A 15,846-nucleotide genomic window follows, 5' to 3' on the forward strand; every position below is an offset into this window, starting at 1 on the left:
TCCCCCTTGAGGGGAGGCTGCCGAGCGAAGCGAGGCGGGTGGGGTCGGTTCAGGCCGCGCACTGCCGCAACGACCCCACCCGTCCATCCGCCTTCGGCGGCTGTCCACCCTCCCCTCAAGGGGGAGGGATTGCGCCCGCCAGGAACCCGCCAATGACCGACGCCCATCCCGAAACGCCGACCGTTCTTTCCCCCACCGCCGAAGCCCCGCTCGAAGGGCTGCCGCCGGGTTTCGGCGACGGCTTCGCCGGCAAGGCCGCCTTTCTCATCGCCATCGCCTTCTCCGTCTTCCAGATCTACATCGCCGCCTATGGCAGCCTGCCGAGCCAGGTGGTGCGCGCCATGCATGTCGGCTTCTTGCTGCTGCTCGGCTTTGGCCTGATCGCCAATCTGCGCGCCACAAGCACACCGGCGAAAGCAGCATTCTGGACGCTCGGCCTGCTCGGCTTTGGCACCGGCCTCTACAATTGGGTGTTCTATGCCGATCTCATCCGGCGCTCCGGCTTCCTCAACACACCGGACCTGATCGTCGGCACGGTGCTGGTTGTGCTGGTCTTCGAGGCCGCGCGGCGGCTGATGGGGCTGCCGCTTTCCCTGATCGCCTTGATCTTTTTCGCCTACGCTTCCTTCGGCAATCACCTGCCGCCGCCCTTCATCCATCGCGGCTATGATTTCGCCCAGCTTATCGACACCTTCGCCTTTGGCACCGAAGGCATATACGGCACGCCGGTCTACGTCTCGGCCGCCTATATCTTCATCTTCGTCGTCTTCGCCGCCTTTCTCGAGCGCGCCGGCATGATCGCGCTGTTCAACGACTTCGCGCTTGGCCTGGTCGGCACATGGCGCGGCGGACCGGCCCAGGTCTGCGTTCTGTCCTCGGCGCTGATGGGCACCATTTCCGGCTCCGGCGTCGCCAATGTGGTGGCCAGCGGCCAGTTCACCATCCCGCTGATGAAGCGCTTCGGCTTCCGTTCGGCTTTCGCCGGTGCGGTCGAGGCGACCTCGTCGATGGGCGGCCAGATCATGCCGCCGGTGATGGGCGCGGTCGCCTTCATCATGGCCGAGACGCTGAACATCCCCTATGCCGAGGTGGTCAAGGCAGCGATCATCCCGGCGCTGCTCTATTTCGGTGCCTGCTTCTGGCAGGTGTACCTGGAAGCCGGCAAGGCCGGCCTGCAGGGCATGGCCAAGGCGGACCTGCCCAATCCGTGGCACGCGGTGAGAAGACATTGGCCGCTGGTGCTGCCGCTGGCCGCGCTCATTTATCTGCTGTTTGCCGGCTATACGCCGATCTTCGCCGGCACCATGGGGCTGGCGCTGACCATCGTGCTCATCCTCGGCACGCCGCTGGCGGCTTTGATCGGGCCGCTTGCCTTCCGCATCGTCTTTTGGCTGGCGCTGGGGCTTGCCGCCGCCTCCTTCATGAGGTTCGGCGTCAACATCCTCAGTTTTGTCATCGCCGGGCTCGTCATCGCCTGCGTCACCTTCAGGGGCGGACGCGAGACGCTGCAGATATGCATAGATTCGCTAGCCGAGGGAGCAAAGAACGCGCTGCCGGTCGGCATCGCCTGCGCCATCGTCGGCGTCGTCATCGGCACCTTGACGCTCACCGGCATCGCCTCCACCTTCATCGGCTGGATCATCTCCATCGGCGAGAACAATCTGTTCCTGTCGCTGGTGCTGACCATGCTCACCTGCCTGGTGCTCGGCATGGGCATACCGACGATCCCCAACTACATCATCACCTCGTCGCTGGCCGGGCCGGCACTGCTGTCACTCGGCGTGCCGCTGGTGGTCAGCCACATGTTCGTCTTCTATTTCGGCATTATGGCCGACCTCACTCCGCCGGTGGCGCTGGCCGCCTTCGCCGCCGCGCCGATGGCCAAGGAGAGCGGCCTCAAGATCGGCATCCAGGCCACCAAACTTGCCGTCGCCGGCTTCGTCGTGCCGTTCATGGCGGTCTACACCCCGGCGCTGATGCTGCAGGACCCCGGTCCGATCGCCGCCCAGTTCGGTTATCCCGTCGAGGTCGCCTATATCGTCGCCAAGGCCTGCATGGGCATTGCCCTGTGGGGCGCAGCCGCCGTCGGGTTCCTGGCCCGGCGCATGGCCTGGTGGGAACGTCTCGTCGCCTTCGCCACAGGCGTGCTGCTGGTTGCCGCACTGCCTGTCACCGACGAAGCCGGGTGGGCACTCTCTGTCGCCTGGATCGGCTGGCACTGCTGGCGGGCGCGGCAGGCCACCGGCACCGCATGAGCCTCTGTATCCTCGCAGCCGGCAAGACGGTGACGCTCACTGTCGCCGCCTTCACGCTCGCCTGGACGCATTCGGTGGAAAAGACGCATTGGCAGGAGGACTGGAAGGTGACGCCTTCCGGCTTGGAGATCGCCGAGGCACGGATCAAGGGCTCGGGCGCCGGCATGGAACCGCCGGAAGGCTCGGTGCTGCGGGACGGTTGGTGGGTCTATAAACCCAAGATGGCGCCGCAGCCGCGCCTTGTGCTCGCGGCCTCCGGCGCGACCGGTGAAGGCTGGACGCTGTGCACGGTTCAGGGCTGCCGCGAACTGGGCAAGGCGGCAGGCGACACGACGGTGCTGGAGCTGTGCGAAGGTTAGTACCAGCCGCGGTAGCGGACGGTCGGCAAGCGGGTGCGGGACCTCGTCCTCCAGGGCGTTGTCGGATGTCGAGTTCCGGGCACAGCCACATAAGCGGACCAAACGCTCCATCGTTAGCCGCCAAAACCGGATTCCGACTGAGCGAGCCGACTTTCTTCCTTGCGGAAGAATGCTTTGAAAAACAGAATGTCGGAAGCCGACCTGATTGCCCGGGCGATCAACGCGGTTGCGAGCACGGCAAAGATCAGGCGAACGAAAAACACACTGGTGAAGTCTGCACCCAGAGCGATGACAACCAGCGTGTCCTCTATGAGACTGTGGGCAAAGCCCATGAACACGCAAGCGAGGAAGATCTGGCGCGGGTCTACGCTGGTCGTGCGCGCCTCGCGGATCAGCAGTCCCGCGCCATAGGAAATTCCAAGAAACAGACCGACCGCAGTGAACGGCACCGCTTGTGACTGGATGCCGGCAAGGCGAAACAGCGGTGAAAGCCCGTTGTTCAGCCAACCCAGGATGCCCGACATCTTGAGTAGCTCGATCAGCCAGCTTAGTGCGAGGAGGATGACGAGCATGGTTGCCAGGGTTTTGAGCATGCCTGGAAAAAAACTGCTCCAATCAGTGCCTTCGACCATTGGTATCCACGCCGGCTTCAGCGGCTCGGATAGCCATCCGGTTACTGCGAATATCTGGTGCAGGAGCATGGCAAGGATCAGTCCGCCGCCAATGCGAAGTGCTGCAGTGACCACGAAGCTTGGCCCAACCTTCTGAATGATGCGTTGTTCAATCGGAATGGCATGCGCAAATAGCAAAAGGGTTGAAAGAACGGTCATGTCGGCAGTGCTCAACGTCGAAACCGGGGCCAGAGTGAACACGGTCACCACCGCGCCCCAAATTCCCACCAGCAATCCCGTTAGCCAGGCAAGAGCGAGCTCGGGCGGCAGTCCAACCAGCGTCATGAGAGGCGCGAAGAACGGAGAGATCGCCCGGATGACACCAAGATCCTGCAGGATCTGTGTGGCTATCGTGACCGGAACGATAATCCGAACCAATTCCCAATAGATTTCAAGCGTTTCCAGCGTCTTTCGATAGAGGGCGGTCTGCACTGCCATGGCGATTGTCTCCGTGATTGACGCCAAATGTCTACCGTGAGACGGTTCGCATTTGTGGTCAAAATTTGCGGACTTGTGCAATAAAATTGCAGACCGGTAGACGACGACGGAGGACCGCAATGGACCGGATCGACAGGAAGCTTCTCAAGCTTTTGCAAGAAGACGCTTCGCGAACCAATGCCGACCTGGCGGCGGAGGTCGGGCTTTCACCCTCCAGCTGCTTGCGCCGCATACGGCGGCTCAAGTCAGTCGGTGTCATCGACCGCGTTGTCGCGCTTCTTGATCCGGCCAAGGCCGGCAGGGGGATGAAGGCTATCGTCACGGTCGAACTGGAGCGCCACGGCGAGCAGCACATGCGCCGCTTCCTCGAGCTTGCCGCCATGGAACCAGTGGTGGTCCAGGCCTACAGCGTGAGCGGCTCGACCGACGCTGTCCTTATGCTGCGTCTGATGGATATGGACGAGTTCGACACATTGTGCGAGCGGCTGTTCCGAGATCGGACGAATGTGGCGCGGTATTACACCATGTTTGTGATTCGAACCGCCAAGGAGACGACCGCAATCCCGCTCTAGCTTTTCGGAGGCAACTCGGCGGAAGGGATCTTGCAGCTACTGGGCGGTCACGCGAGTCCCGGCTGCCTGGTGTCAAACGCCACTTAGCTTGCCGGCGGCGAGATATAAGCCCCAGAATCTCGAAGCCCAGAATCTCGAAGCCCCAGATTCTCAAAATTCTGGAAACTCAGACCCTTGGCGTTGTCGCACGCCGCCTGTCGGCGAGCCCAGGACGTTCCGTGCGATAGGTGGTCGCACGATGATCGGCGGCCGGCCTGCAGATCCGGCTATCGTGACGGCTTTCCATGGTCGTCATCAGTGCGCGCTGATGCCGAGCGTGTGGCCGCGGCGTGCGCAAGCGGGGCCTGGGCCGCGCATGTAATAGCGCTCCGGCCGGTAGGTCGGCGCGACGAATTCGCGGATGGCAGCAGCGTAGCCGATGAGGTGCGTCAAGAAGTTCATTTTCCCTGTCCCTGTCCCGATTTCGGATGTCCCTTCCGAATTGCGTGGGATCATAGCGTCGAGGCGTGAATACTCGGTGAACACGATGTTAATCTTTGGTCAAAAAGGCCTTGGTTCGTGGCTGGAATGCGGCTGATTCGGGGTCTTTCCATGCAGTTCGTCGGCATTCCGGCTAGTGTGACTTTTGCATCACATATGTTTCGTTTGGATGTCGCTCCGACGCGCTTGTGTTTCAACTTTGGCCGGTGCCGCGAAATTTCCGTGTTTGCGCAAATTTCCCTGATTACTCGGGAAAGCCAGGAACCCGTCCGATAGAAGCACGTTGACGCTGAGAGCCGGGACCAACTCCGGCCCAGCGGCTTCCGAGCGGAACCGCCGCCGGAACCCCCAACACAGCAAGAACAATGGAAAGGCAAAGCCATGGGTTTCTTTTCGAAAGACATCAAGACGCTGGACGACCTCTTCGTCCACACGCTGCGCGACATCTATTACGCCGAGAAACAGATCGAGAAGTCGCTGCCGAAGATGATCGACAAGGCGACCGACCCGCAGCTGAAAGCCGGCCTTGAAAAGCATCTCGGCCAGACCAAAGGTCATATCGAGCGCGTCGAGAAGGTGTTCGAACTGCATGGTGTGAAGGCCAAGACGGTCAACTGTCCAGCCATCGACGGCATTCTCGAGGAAGCCGATGAAGTCAGCGGCGACATCGACGACAAGGACGTTCTCGACGCCGCCCTGATCGCATCCGCTCAGGCGGTCGAGCACTACGAGATAACCCGCTACGGCACGTTGATCTCCTGGGCCAAGCAGCTTGGCCGCACCGACTGCGCCAATGTCCTGGCCAACAACATCAAGGAAGAGCAGGCGACCGACCGCAAGCTCACCGAGATTGCGGAAGCCAAGGTCAACCTTCAGGCCGCCGAGTAGAAGCTCGATCGAGGCAACGCCGGACAACCGGCTTTGCCTCACTTTCCGTAGCTGGGCTTCGACCGTACAATGGGCCACGCTCGTTCCAGGGATTGCGCGAGGACAAACCGGCGGAGGAAGTCGTGCAGGAAAAGCCGAAAGCACCCGCTGGCAGGGCCGCCAGCAAGGCAAAGCCTGCCAGCGGCAAGGGCGAGACATCCGCCGCTGTCAAATCCACGGAGGCGGCAGACACCGTCATAAAACTTTCTCACCCGGACAAGCTTCTGTGGCCGCAGGAGAAGATATCGAAGCAGGGCCTGCTCGATCATTACGCTTTGGTCTGGCCGCGCATGCTACAATTCGTCGTCAATCGGCCGCTCAGCCTGGTGCGGGCACCGGACGGCGTCAGTGGCCAACGCTTTTTTCAGAAGCATGCCTCCGCGGGCATGCATGACAAGATCGCCAAGATGAAGGATCCGACCGACGGCGAGGAGATCCTGTTCATCCGCGATTTCGACGGTGTCGCTGCCTTGGTCCAGCTCGGCGTGGTCGAGATCCATATCTGGGGCTGCACCATCGACGAACTGGACAAGCCGGACCAGATCATCTTCGATCTCGATCCCGACGAAGGCGTCGACGTGAAAGCGGTGCGCGCGGCGGCGCTCGAAATTCACGGCCGGCTCGATGCACTGTCATTGCCGAATTTCGTCAAGACCTCGGGCGGCAAGGGCTACCATGTCGTCGTGCCGCTGAAACCGTCGGCGGATTGGGATGAGGTGAAGGACTTCGCCCATGATTTCGCCCGTGCCCTCGAGCAGGCCGCCCCTGATCGGTATACAGCGACGCTGTCGAAGAAGGCGCGCACCGGCAAGATCTTCGTCGACTACCTGCGCAACGGCCGCGGCTCAACCACGGTGGCCCCCTATTCGTCGCGCGCCAAGAAGGGCGCCACGGCATCGATGCCGGCGATTTGGGCCGAGGTCGAGGCCGGGTTGGCGCCGAACGCATTTCCGATCGGCGACAAGACGACGCTGAAACAGTTGGCGAAAGCCGATCCCTGGGCGGATTTTTTCAAGCAGGGCAAGCCGCTCAAGCGCGGCTGACAATCAAGCGAGAAACACCCTCTCGAAGGCCTGCTTGCCCATCGGCGAGAAGATTACCGCGCGGCTGTCCTTCTCGCGCCGCGCCCATTTTTCCAGAAGGATCTTATCGAGGATGGCAGCGCCCAGCGTGCCGGCCAGATGCGAGCGCCGCACGCTCCAGTCGAGGCAAGCCCGGCATACCGGTCGTCGCGCCTTGCTCTCGACATCGATGCCGATCGCGGCAAAATGCGAGGCGGCCGACGGCCCGAGCCGGATCTCCTTATCGTCGCGCAGGAGCACTTGTCGAGCGACTAGACGGTCCAGCATCGCCACGGCCTGCTCGCCGGCGAGATGGTCGTAGCAGACCCGCGCCACGCGCATCGCCGCATCGCGCGGACCCGGCCGCACCCGCTGCGGTCCGACCGCGGCGGCGACGCCGGTGATCGCCTCGATCATGCCAGCCACCTGCGGCCCGGCGAGCCCGTAGTAGCGATGCCGCCCCTGGCTCGCCAGCGTCAGCAGCCCGCCTTCCATCAGTTTCGACAGATGCGAGCTGGCGGTCGGCAGCGACACGCCGGCCTCGAGCGCCAGTTCGCTCGCTGTCAGCGCCGTGCCACCCATCAGTGCGGTCAGCATGTTTGCCCGCGCCGGATCGCCGACCAGGCTGGCGATGCGGGCTATATCTGGTCCTTCACGCATAGTTCGTCCTTCATCGAAGCATGGGCGTCAGATAACCACTATCCTGCGCTGAGATCAAGGAGATGACGATGACCGCAAGAACCGCTTCCCACACCGTGCCTGTCAGCCGCTTCGGCCGGCGGCCGTCTCCGTTCATGATCTTGCGCCGGGCGCATCTGCGGCTGCTGGCGCGGTGGTATGACCGCCATCTGCAACGCCTCGACCTCGCCGAGATTGACGAGCATCTTTTGCGCGATCTTGGCCTGACGCCACAAGACGTTCGCCGCGAATGCGCGAAATCATTCTGGCAAGCGTGATCAGCATGGAAAATTGCCTAGCACATAGAACCACAGAAGGTTTCGACACCGCTCGAACTGTCGCCGCAACAAATCAGATTCAGCAAGGAGACAAATGATGACCATCACCTGCTTCATCCGCTACGAGATCGACCCGTTCGGCAAGGCGGCGTTCGAGGAGTATGCCCGCAACTGGGGCCAGGCGATCCCGCGCTGCGGCGCCGATCTGATCGGCTATTTCGCGCCGCATGAGGGCTCGGCCACGACAGCCTATGCCGCCTATAACATCGACAGCCTGGCGGCTTACGAAGCCTACCGTATCAGGCTCGCCGCCGACCCGGCCGGCAAGGCCAATTACGAGTTCGCCCGGCGTGAAAAATTCATCCTGAAAGAGCATCGGACTTTTTTGAAACTCGCATCCGGGCCGCATGCCTCTCTGGTGAAACTGTGATCGCCGTCATCTTCGAGGTCGAGCCGGCAGCGGGCAAGCGCGACGCTTATCTCGGCCTCGCCGCCGACCTGCGCCCGCTGCTCGACGGCATCGACGGTTTTCTGTCGATCGAGCGCTTCCAGAGCCTTGTCGACCCGAGCCGCATCCTGTCGCTGTCGTTCTGGCGTGACGAGGAAGCGGTGAAAGCCTGGCGCAACACGGAGGAACATAGGCAGGCGCAGAGGGCCGGCCGTGGCGGCATCTTTGCCGACTACCGTCTGCGCATCGCCCACGTCGTGCGCGACTATGGCCTGACCGAACGGGCCGAGGCGCCTGAGGACAGCCGGGCGGCGAACGGGTGAGTGGGGCGGCTCTTCCTTCTCCCCTTGTGGGAGAAGGTGTCGCCGAAGGCGACGGATGAGGGGTGTTCCAGCTTGGCACCGACAGTACTCCGTCCAACACCCCTCTTCCGTCTCGGCGCTGCGCGCCGCCGATCCACCGCCCGGGGCGAGTCACGGGCCTCGCCCGCCCTTCGGCCCCCACAAGGGGAGAAGGCAAGAGGGCTGCTAGGCATTCCCGATCAGCACTCCAGCCGCAAACACCAGCGCGCCGCCCAGCACCACCTGGAAGGTGGCGCGCCAGAACGGCGTCTGCATATAACGGTTCTGCACAAAGGCGATCGCCCACAGTTCGAAGAACACCACCACGACCGCGAGAATTGTCGCGGTCCAGAAGTACGGAATGAGGTAGGGCAAGGCGTGACCGAGGCCACCCAGCGCCGTCATCACGCCTGTGGTGATGCCGCGTTTCACCGGCGAGCCGCGGCCCGACAGCTTGCCGTCGTCGGAGGCGACCTCGGTGAAGCCCATCGAGATGCCGGCGCCGATTGAGGCGGCAAGCCCGACCAGGAAGGTCTGGAACGTGTCGTGCGTGGCGAACGCGGCGGCGAAGATCGGCGCCAGCGTCGACACCGATCCGTCCATCAGCCCGGCCAGTCCCGGCTGCACATAGGTCAGGATGAACTGGCGCTGCTCGGCCGCTGCTTCCTCGGCTTTCACCGCGCCCGACACATGCTTTTGCTCCAGCCGCTGCGCCAGCGTCTCGTGGCCCTGTTCGGCCACCGCCAGATTGTCGAGCAGCTTTCGCGTCGAGGCGTCGCTGGTGCGTTTCGCCGCTTCGACATAGAACAGGTAGGCCTGACGCTCCATAGACTCGGCCTGTTGGCGCACATGTTCGATGCCGAGCGGCCGGACCAGCCAGTCGGGCTTGCGCTCGTAATAGCCCTTTACGTGCTCGCGCCGGATCAGCGGAATGCGCTCGCCAAAACGCTCGCGGTGAAGCTCGATCAGCGAGTCGCGATGGCCATCCTCCTCCTCCGCCATTTCCTCGAACACTTTGGCCGAATGCGGAAACCTATCCGCCAGCCCGTCGGCATAGGCGCGGTAGATACGCCCGTCATCCTCTTCGGAAGAGATGGCGAGCGCCAGGATCTCTTGCTCCGAGAGCGACTCGAAGGGACGGCGACCAAAATCGAAAACACGGGAAAGCATGAGAAATCCGCCCTAGTTTAGAATTATTCTAAACTAGAGTTTGGTGCACCGTTGGTCAATCGCTTGTAGCCGGAGGTTCAAATTTATGGTTGCGGGAATCCTCCGCCAGCGCCCTTCATTATTGGCGAATGTTCACCTATATAGTGGGCTTAAGCCAAGCGAAAGGAACCCGGATGCCGGCAAAACAGCCCACCCATGCATTTGACCCGAAACCCGTTCTCGACCTGATCGCCAGCATCGAGGCCGATCTGCAGCGCCTGAAGGGCCTGGTCGAGCAGCAGGTCGAGAAATTCGACCCGGCCAATCCGCACAACAAGGCCCCCGACGGCAAGCTGACCGAGGAGGGCGTCGAATGCTGCTACCGCCTGTTCGACGAGGGCAAGTCGCGCTATTCGGTTGCCCAGCAGATGAAGATATCCTTCGCCGCCGCCACCCACCGCTTCAACACCTGGCGCAAGATGGGCGGCGCCAAACGGCAACGGACGCTTTTGGGGTGAGGAGCGGTCGGCGAGGAGCGCCACTCTCTGCTCGCAATCCACGAATTGTCTCGGTCACATTTTTCCAGTGGTGCGCGGCCTGGTTTTCCGTGCACCATGGGGCGGTTTCATTCTGCAGGACCTCACCATGACCACCCCTCCCGGCATCGCCGATATCCACCGCGCAGCAACGCGATTGTCCGGCCTGATCGTCGAAACGCCGCTGATCGAATCACCGGAACTGAACAAGCGTTTCGACGCCAGGGTCCTGTTCAAGCCGGAGACGCTGCAGCGCACCGGCTCGTTCAAGTTCCGCGGCGCCTACAACAAACTGTCGTCGCTGAGCGATGAGCAGCGCAGCCGCGGCGTCGTCGCCTTCTCGTCGGGCAACCACGCGCAAGGCGTCGCCGCGTCGGCGGCGATGTTCGGCGTCAAGGCGGTTATCGCCATGCCCACCGATGCGCCGGCAATGAAGGTCGGCAATGTCAGGAAAATGGGCGCCGAAGTGGTTCCGTTCGACCGGTTTCGCGACGATCGCATGGCGGTGGTTCGCCCGTACATGGAACGGGGCATGGTCCTGGTGCCGCCTTTCGACGACCCGGCCATCATCGCCGGCCAGGGAACGATCGGCCTCGAACTGATGGCGCAGGCGAAAGCACTCGGGGTGAGCCTCGACGCGGTCGTCATCCCCTGCGGCGGCGGCGGCCTGAGCAGCGGCATCTCCATCGCGGTCAAGGACGCCTCGCGGGGCACCGCCGTCTGGGCGGTGGAACCCGAGCATTTCGACGACACCTGTCGTTCACTGGCCAGAGGTGCTCGGGTTTCGATCGAACCCGGCCACACTTCGATCTGCGACGCGCTCCTCACCGCCGAGCCGGGCGCGATCACCTTCGAGATCAACCGCAGGAATCTCGCCGGCGGCATTGCCGTGTCCGACAGAGCGGCGGCACAGGCGATGCGCGACGCCATGGCCCATCTCAAGCTGGTGGTCGAGCCCGGCGGCTGCGTCGGGCTGGCCGCGCTGTCATCGGGCGAGATCGAGCTATCAGGCAAATGCGTCGCCGTGGTGCTGTCCGGCGGCAATGTCGATTTCGGCACCTATGCGGAAATCATGGCGGCGGCTTAGGTGGCGACCGAACCGGCACCATTCAAAAAAGGCTGACACGAAATGAAACTGCTCTTCAGCCGCAATCCCAATCCTCGCCTCGCGGTCGCCGTGGCACGTTATCTCGACGCAAAGCTCGACTTTGAGTTCGCATCGCCCTTCGCTCCCGGGCAGGCTGAGCGATATCGCCCGCTGAATCCCAATCTTTCATTGCCGATACTCGTAGGCTCGGGAAACAGCCTCTGGGAGGCTGACGCCATAGCCTGCCGGCTTTCACGCGACGCGCATTCGGATCTCTGGCGCACCGGCGACGACGAACCCGAGATGATCCGATGGCTCAGTTGGGGTAAAGAGAGCTTCGCAAGAGCTTGCGACGTCGTGCATTTCGAACGCGGCACCAAGCAGCGCTATGGGATTGGCCCAATCGATCAGCACCGGGTTGAGGAGGGGCTGAGAGACTTTCGCACGGCCGCTGCAACCCTTGAGGCCGCGCTTTCCGAGCGAGACTGGCTGGTCGAAAACTCGGTCTCCTATGCCGACTTTCGAATGGCGACGTTTCTGCCTTTCAACGATGTCGCCAGATTGCCGCTCGACGATTATCCTTCGGTCAGTCGTTGGTATCGCCAGCTTGAAGAGATCGACGCCTGGCGCGATCCCTTCAAAGGACTGGATGCGCCTGAATTGCCGCCGGTCCCGGATCAGGCCAGACCGGCATAAAATCTCGATCCGAATGGTCATGCATCCAAGGTGACATCTCGGCCATTGCGTGAGCTATTGAGTTGGATCCTAATCCAGCGTCCGGCGGAACCGCACCAGCGCCACGCCGGCAAACAGCGCCACGAACACGACCAGCCAGCCGATTTCGGTCGCGACCGCCGGCAGGTCGGCGCCCTTCAGCATCACCGCGCGGATGATGCGCAGGAAATGCGTCAGCGGCAGGATCTCGCCGAAGATCTGCGCCCAGCCAGGCATGCCGCGATAGGGGAACATGAAGCCCGACAACAGGATCGACGGCAGGAAGAAGAAGAAGGTGAGCTGCAGTGCCTGCATCTGCGTGCGCGCCATCGTCGAGATGGTGTAGCCGAGCAGCACCAGCGCCAGCACGAAGACCAGAACCGCCGCAAGCAGCAGCGACAACGACCCGGTGAAGGGAACCCCAAACAGCAGCTTGGCCGCCGCCAGCACCACCGCCACTTGCACGGCGCCGACCACCAGATAGGGCAGCACCTTGCCGAGCATGATTTCGAGTGGGCTGGACGGCATCGCCAGAAGGTTTTCCATCGTTCCGCGCTCGGTCTCGCGCGTCAGTGCGATCGAGGTCATCATCACCATCGTCATCTGCAGGATGACGCCGAGCAGGCCGGGCACGATGTTGTATTGCGAGATGCCTTCCGGATTGTAGCGTCGGTGCACAACGACTTCGAGCTGGCCTCGGGCAGCTTCGGCGGCCGTCTCCTGCATGCCGCGCGCCCTGAGCAGCGCCTGGTTGGCAACGGTGCCGAGCGTCGAAATGGCCCCGCTGGCGACTGCCGGGTCGGTCGCATCAGCCTCGATCAGGATTTGCGGCTGGTCGCCGCGCTCGACTCGCCGGGCAAAGTCGGCGGGAATGGTGACGACAAAGGCGACGTCGCCACGCGCCATCAGGAATTCCGCCTCGGCGGCATTTTGCGCGACATGGTCGAAGCGGTAGTAGCCGGTGGTCTGCAGCGCCGAAACCATGGCTCGCGTATAGGGATCGCTGCTCATCGCCACCAGGGCGGCCGGCAGGCTCTTTGGATCGTTGTTGATGGCATAGCCAAACAGCACCAGCTGCATTAGCGGCACGCCCAGCATCATGGCGAAGGTGATGCGGTCGCGCCGCATCTGGATGAACTCCTTGATCAGCAGCGCGCCGAGCCTGGCGAAGGAAAAGACGCTGTTTATCCCGTTTTTCATCCCATATTGTCCTTCGAGCCGGACATGAACTGGATGAACACATCCTCCAGGCTGGTCTCGCCCGGCGTCACCGTGACGCCCTTGTGGTCTTTCTCGACATCGGCGAGCGCAGCCTGAAGCGCCGTCTTGTCGGAGCCGACGACGTGCAGCGTCGCGCCAAACGGCGCCACCTGGTCGACACCGGACCGGCCGCTGAGTGCGGCAGCGACCTGGTCGAGGCGCGGACCCTGCACAACGAAGGTCGTCAGCCCGGCATTCCTGACCACCTCGTCGACCGTGCCGGTGGCCAGCATCCTGCCGTAGGAGATGTAGCCGATGCGATGGCAGCGCTCGGCCTCGTCCATATAGTGGGTGGAGACCAGCACGGTCAGCCCGCCGCTGGCCAGCCGATGGATCTCGTCCCAGAATTCACGCCGCGCCTTCGGATCGACGCCCGCCGTCGGCTCGTCGAGCAGCAGCAATCTGGGCTTGTGCATGATGCAGGCGGCCAGCGCCAGCCGCTGCTTCCAGCCACCGGACAGCGTGCCGGCCAACTGGTCCTTGCGCGAGGTGAGGCCAAGATCCTCCAGCGTCCTGGCGACATGCTCGTTGAGCGGCTTCAACCCATAGAGCCGCGCTACGAATTCCAGGTTTTCGGCGATGGTCAAATCCTCGTAGAACGAGAATTTCTGGGTCATATAGCCGACTTCGCGCTTGATCCTCAGACTGTCGGTGCGGATGTCGAAGCCGAGCACCGTGCCTTCGCCCTCATCCGGCGTCAGCAGGCCGCACATGATGCGGATGGTCGTCGTCTTGCCCGAGCCGTTGGGGCCGAGGAAGCCGACGATCTCGCCCTCGGCCACCGTCATCGTCACATGGTCGACGACGGTCTTGTCACCAAAACGCTTGACCAGGCCGTGGACGTCGATGACGTTCATTTGCCGATATCCGCTAGTTCGACATCAACGATCTGCCCCGGTTGCAGCGCGCCGGCGTCGCCCTCCGGCCGCGCCTCGACCAGATAGACCAGCTTCTGCCGGGTCTCGAGCGAGTAGATCACCGGCGGCGTGAATTCCGGGTCCGGCGACACGTAGCTGACGCGAGCCTTCACGTCCGGCCCGCAGCCGTCGCAATGGACGTTGAGCAGCGTGCCGACTTCCACCGACGAGAACGCGCTTTCCGGCACATAGACGCTGAGCTTCACCGCGCCGTCCGGCAGAATCGAAATGACCGGCGCGGTCGGCCCGGCGGTGTCGCCGGGATAGCGGATCACATCGTTGATGCGGCCGGGCGAAGGCGCCGCCAGCACACGCTTCGACAGCCGCCAGCGCGCTTGCTCCAGCGCCGATTGCGCCTGCCTGACCTGATTGTCGGCGGCCTTGATCGTCTCGGGCCGCGCCGGCAGGCCTCCGACAGCGAGATTGGCTTCCGCCTGGCCGAGCTGCGCGTTGGCAGTTTCCAGCGACGCCGAAGCCGTATCATGATCGGCCTGGGTGCCGGTGCCGCGTTTGAACAAATCGCTGGCGCGGGTGTATCTGCGTTTGGCGTCGGCGGCTTGCGCCTTGGCCATGTCGACCTGCGCCTTGAGCACCTCAATCTCTTCCGGCCGCTTGCCGACCTGCAGGTCGGCAAGTTGCGCCTGGGCCTGGGCAAGGGCCGCCTCGGCTTGCGCGACGGCTATTTTTGCGTCGGCGCTTTCCAGCGTCACCACTGGCGTGCCCGGCGCGACGCGATCGCCGCGCTTGACCGAAATCGTCTCGACCTGCGCCACCTCGATCGGCGCGAGCAGCACATAGTCGCCCTCGACATAGCCGACGGCGAGCGGCGCCGCCGGTGCGCAGGTGCTGAAAAGCAGGGCGGCGAGCGGCACAGAGCAGAGGAAACTCATGATCTACGATCCTTCCGGTCGGTTAAGTGACGCCGAGCCAAAATCGCGCCGAGATTATCCGTCACTGCCGCCGCGATCTTGGTGGCCTCGGCGTCGCCGATCGCGCGCCAGCCCATGCGGCGCATCACCGCCTCGCGGCCGATGCGGAAATAGACGACCTGGCCGATCAGCGTGAACACGGTGAGTCGGGTAGCCTCGCTTTCGGCCGCCTCGCCCGTCGCCTGCTCCCAGATCAGGCAGAGCCGGCGATGCGTCGGCTCGAACACGCCGTCATAGATGCGGTCGAGTGCCGCCGTCGGATGCGACAGCTCACGCAGGACAAACTGCACGATCTCGCCGGCCTCCGGCCTTGCCACGATGAAAGCCACCATCCGCTCCAGCGCGGTGAACAGTTGTGCCCGCGCCGCTTCGGGGTCGCCCGTTTCTGGTTCGCCCGTTTCTGGTTCGCTTGAGCCCTGCAGATTGCCGATCGCCTGGCCGGCAATGGTCTGGATCGTGTCGACGATATAGTCGGCCGCAGCGGTGCGAAGCCCTTCCTTGCCGCCGAAATGATAGGCGATCGAGCCGATATTGGCCCTGGCCTCAGCCGCGATCTCGCGCGTCGAGGTGCCGTCAAAACCCTGGCGTCCGAACAGCTTCAGCGCTGCGCGAACAAGTGCCGCGCGCGTCATCTCGGCGGGGGATGCCTCGCGGCGCGGAATTTTGGCGTTTGTGGGTTTGCTCATAACAAACATTTAATCAATCGAATGATTAAAGTCAATACTAGCCTATCTCAACCTTGCCAT

At 63.0% G+C, this 15,846-nt stretch carries 19 protein-coding genes; 11 read left to right on the plus strand and 8 right to left on the minus strand.

All coding sequences use genetic code 11. The annotated features are described in order from the left end of the window. Positions 1-152 precede the first annotated feature (152 nt). Both AC0L2Z_RS03330 and AC0L2Z_RS03335 read left to right on the plus strand, forming a co-directional pair. Positions 153-2,255 carry a TRAP transporter permease gene (locus AC0L2Z_RS03330; protein ID WP_473626704.1) on the plus strand — a complete coding sequence of 701 codons (2,103 nt, stop codon included), beginning with the start codon at positions 153-155 and terminating at the stop codon, positions 2,253-2,255. Beyond that, complete coding sequence (locus AC0L2Z_RS03335; protein WP_473626705.1) at positions 2,252-2,614, plus strand: DUF1850 domain-containing protein; 363 nt, start codon at positions 2,252-2,254, stop codon at positions 2,612-2,614. Before AC0L2Z_RS03330 ends, AC0L2Z_RS03335 begins: the two co-directional genes overlap by 4 nt. 113 nt (positions 2,615-2,727) lie before the next feature. Here the strand turns inward: AC0L2Z_RS03335 and AC0L2Z_RS03340 are convergent, their stop codons facing one another. Beyond that, positions 2,728-3,723, minus strand: a complete 996-nt coding sequence (locus AC0L2Z_RS03340; RefSeq protein WP_473627050.1) for a nucleoside recognition domain-containing protein — start codon at positions 3,721-3,723, stop codon at positions 2,728-2,730. 119 nt (positions 3,724-3,842) lie between these two features. Here AC0L2Z_RS03340 and AC0L2Z_RS03345 point away from each other — a divergent pair, with 119 nt between their 5' ends. Beyond that, positions 3,843-4,295 carry an Lrp/AsnC family transcriptional regulator gene (locus tag AC0L2Z_RS03345; protein ID WP_287237775.1) on the plus strand — a complete coding sequence of 151 codons (453 nt, stop codon included), beginning with the start codon at positions 3,843-3,845 and terminating at the stop codon, positions 4,293-4,295. A gap of 294 nt (positions 4,296-4,589) precedes the next feature. Here the strand turns inward: AC0L2Z_RS03345 and AC0L2Z_RS03350 are convergent, their stop codons facing one another. Further along, the gene (locus tag AC0L2Z_RS03350) at positions 4,590-4,736 is read right to left on the minus strand and encodes a hypothetical protein (protein ID WP_023801394.1); all 147 of its coding nucleotides are present in this window, start codon (positions 4,734-4,736) and stop codon (positions 4,590-4,592) included. 420 nt (positions 4,737-5,156) lie between these two features. Between AC0L2Z_RS03350 and AC0L2Z_RS03355 the strand changes: the two genes are divergently transcribed. After that, on the plus strand, positions 5,157-5,663 hold the full coding sequence (locus AC0L2Z_RS03355; protein ID WP_023801395.1) for a YciE/YciF ferroxidase family protein: 507 nt from the start codon (positions 5,157-5,159) through the stop codon (positions 5,661-5,663). Between the two features lie 122 nt (positions 5,664-5,785). Further along, positions 5,786-6,745: a non-homologous end-joining DNA ligase gene (gene ligD, locus AC0L2Z_RS03360; protein WP_473482320.1), complete on the plus strand. Its 960-nt coding sequence runs from the start codon at positions 5,786-5,788 to the stop codon at positions 6,743-6,745. Positions 6,746-6,748: 3 nt separating this feature from the next. On the opposite strand, the gene AC0L2Z_RS03365 is transcribed toward ligD, so the two are convergent. Further along, entirely contained in the window at positions 6,749-7,423 is a 675-nt protein-coding gene (locus AC0L2Z_RS03365) for an ArsR/SmtB family transcription factor (RefSeq protein WP_023801396.1), read from the minus strand. Between the two features lie 68 nt (positions 7,424-7,491). Between AC0L2Z_RS03365 and AC0L2Z_RS03370 the strand changes: the two genes are divergently transcribed. The 3 genes from AC0L2Z_RS03370 (at position 7,492) to AC0L2Z_RS03380 (ending at position 8,490) form a co-directional block, all read left to right on the plus strand. Continuing rightward, positions 7,492-7,719 (plus strand): DUF1127 domain-containing protein, encoded by a 228-nt coding sequence (locus tag AC0L2Z_RS03370; protein WP_023801397.1) that lies wholly within the window; start codon positions 7,492-7,494, stop codon positions 7,717-7,719. Positions 7,720-7,816: 97 nt separating this feature from the next. Continuing rightward, positions 7,817-8,149: an NIPSNAP family protein gene (locus AC0L2Z_RS03375; RefSeq protein WP_023801398.1), complete on the plus strand. Its 333-nt coding sequence runs from the start codon at positions 7,817-7,819 to the stop codon at positions 8,147-8,149. Then, positions 8,146-8,490 carry an antibiotic biosynthesis monooxygenase family protein gene (locus AC0L2Z_RS03380; RefSeq protein ID WP_023801399.1) on the plus strand — a complete coding sequence of 115 codons (345 nt, stop codon included), beginning with the start codon at positions 8,146-8,148 and terminating at the stop codon, positions 8,488-8,490. The genes AC0L2Z_RS03375 and AC0L2Z_RS03380 overlap by 4 nt, the downstream gene beginning before the upstream one ends. Before the next feature lie 204 nt (positions 8,491-8,694). Here AC0L2Z_RS03380 and mbfA read toward each other — a convergent pair whose 3' ends face one another. Next, positions 8,695-9,678 (minus strand): iron exporter MbfA, encoded by a 984-nt coding sequence (gene mbfA / locus AC0L2Z_RS03385; RefSeq protein WP_023801400.1) that lies wholly within the window; start codon positions 9,676-9,678, stop codon positions 8,695-8,697. 173 nt (positions 9,679-9,851) lie between these two features. Between mbfA and AC0L2Z_RS03390 the strand changes: the two genes are divergently transcribed. From AC0L2Z_RS03390 to AC0L2Z_RS03400, 3 genes are all read left to right on the plus strand, one after another. Continuing rightward, a complete protein-coding gene (locus tag AC0L2Z_RS03390) occupies positions 9,852-10,175 on the plus strand; it encodes a hypothetical protein (protein ID WP_023801401.1) in 324 nt (107 codons plus the stop codon). Positions 10,176-10,302: 127 nt separating this feature from the next. Beyond that, positions 10,303-11,280, plus strand: a complete 978-nt coding sequence (locus AC0L2Z_RS03395; RefSeq protein ID WP_473626706.1) for a threonine/serine dehydratase — start codon at positions 10,303-10,305, stop codon at positions 11,278-11,280. A gap of 42 nt (positions 11,281-11,322) precedes the next feature. Further along, positions 11,323-11,976: a glutathione S-transferase family protein gene (locus AC0L2Z_RS03400; protein WP_023801403.1), complete on the plus strand. Its 654-nt coding sequence runs from the start codon at positions 11,323-11,325 to the stop codon at positions 11,974-11,976. 69 nt (positions 11,977-12,045) lie between these two features. Here the strand turns inward: AC0L2Z_RS03400 and AC0L2Z_RS03405 are convergent, their stop codons facing one another. From AC0L2Z_RS03405 to AC0L2Z_RS03420, 4 genes are read right to left on the minus strand one after another with little or no spacing between them, the layout of a single operon-like run. Beyond that, on the minus strand, positions 12,046-13,182 hold the full coding sequence (locus AC0L2Z_RS03405; protein ID WP_023801404.1) for an ABC transporter permease: 1,137 nt from the start codon (positions 13,180-13,182) through the stop codon (positions 12,046-12,048). A gap of 8 nt (positions 13,183-13,190) precedes the next feature. Further along, positions 13,191-14,111, minus strand: coding sequence for an ABC transporter ATP-binding protein (locus AC0L2Z_RS03410; RefSeq protein ID WP_091591967.1), 921 nt, complete (start codon positions 14,109-14,111; stop codon positions 13,191-13,193). Next, on the minus strand, positions 14,108-15,061 hold the full coding sequence (locus AC0L2Z_RS03415) for an HlyD family secretion protein (RefSeq protein ID WP_473626707.1): 954 nt from the start codon (positions 15,059-15,061) through the stop codon (positions 14,108-14,110). Before AC0L2Z_RS03415 ends, AC0L2Z_RS03410 begins: the two co-directional genes overlap by 4 nt. Next, positions 15,058-15,786 (minus strand): CerR family C-terminal domain-containing protein, encoded by a 729-nt coding sequence (locus AC0L2Z_RS03420; protein ID WP_473482063.1) that lies wholly within the window; start codon positions 15,784-15,786, stop codon positions 15,058-15,060. Before AC0L2Z_RS03420 ends, AC0L2Z_RS03415 begins: the two co-directional genes overlap by 4 nt. Between the last annotated feature and the right edge of the window lie 60 nt (positions 15,787-15,846).

The organism is Mesorhizobium sp. WSM4850, from assembly GCF_055811735.1.

Coding starts and splice junctions, on each gene's coding strand:
- AC0L2Z_RS03330 (WP_473626704.1), top strand. CDS start 153: ATGACCGACGCCCATCCCGAAACGCCGACCGTTCTTTCCCCCACCGCC.
- AC0L2Z_RS03335 (WP_473626705.1), top strand. CDS start 2,252: ATGAGCCTCTGTATCCTCGCAGCCGGCAAGACGGTGACGCTCACTGTC.
- AC0L2Z_RS03340 (WP_473627050.1), bottom strand. CDS start 3,723: ATGGCAGTGCAGACCGCCCTCTATCGAAAGACGCTGGAAACGCTTGAA.
- AC0L2Z_RS03345 (WP_287237775.1), top strand. CDS start 3,843: ATGGACCGGATCGACAGGAAGCTTCTCAAGCTTTTGCAAGAAGACGCT.
- AC0L2Z_RS03350 (WP_023801394.1), bottom strand. CDS start 4,736: ATGAACTTCTTGACGCACCTCATCGGCTACGCTGCTGCCATCCGCGAA.
- AC0L2Z_RS03355 (WP_023801395.1), top strand. CDS start 5,157: ATGGGTTTCTTTTCGAAAGACATCAAGACGCTGGACGACCTCTTCGTC.
- AC0L2Z_RS03365 (WP_023801396.1), bottom strand. CDS start 7,423: ATGCGTGAAGGACCAGATATAGCCCGCATCGCCAGCCTGGTCGGCGAT.
- AC0L2Z_RS03370 (WP_023801397.1), top strand. CDS start 7,492: ATGACCGCAAGAACCGCTTCCCACACCGTGCCTGTCAGCCGCTTCGGC.
- AC0L2Z_RS03375 (WP_023801398.1), top strand. CDS start 7,817: ATGACCATCACCTGCTTCATCCGCTACGAGATCGACCCGTTCGGCAAG.
- mbfA (WP_023801400.1), bottom strand. CDS start 9,678: ATGCTTTCCCGTGTTTTCGATTTTGGTCGCCGTCCCTTCGAGTCGCTC.
- AC0L2Z_RS03390 (WP_023801401.1), top strand. CDS start 9,852: ATGCCGGCAAAACAGCCCACCCATGCATTTGACCCGAAACCCGTTCTC.
- AC0L2Z_RS03395 (WP_473626706.1), top strand. CDS start 10,303: ATGACCACCCCTCCCGGCATCGCCGATATCCACCGCGCAGCAACGCGA.
- AC0L2Z_RS03400 (WP_023801403.1), top strand. CDS start 11,323: ATGAAACTGCTCTTCAGCCGCAATCCCAATCCTCGCCTCGCGGTCGCC.
- AC0L2Z_RS03410 (WP_091591967.1), bottom strand. CDS start 14,111: ATGAACGTCATCGACGTCCACGGCCTGGTCAAGCGTTTTGGTGACAAG.
- AC0L2Z_RS03415 (WP_473626707.1), bottom strand. CDS start 15,061: ATGAGTTTCCTCTGCTCTGTGCCGCTCGCCGCCCTGCTTTTCAGCACC.
- AC0L2Z_RS03420 (WP_473482063.1), bottom strand. CDS start 15,786: ATGAGCAAACCCACAAACGCCAAAATTCCGCGCCGCGAGGCATCCCCC.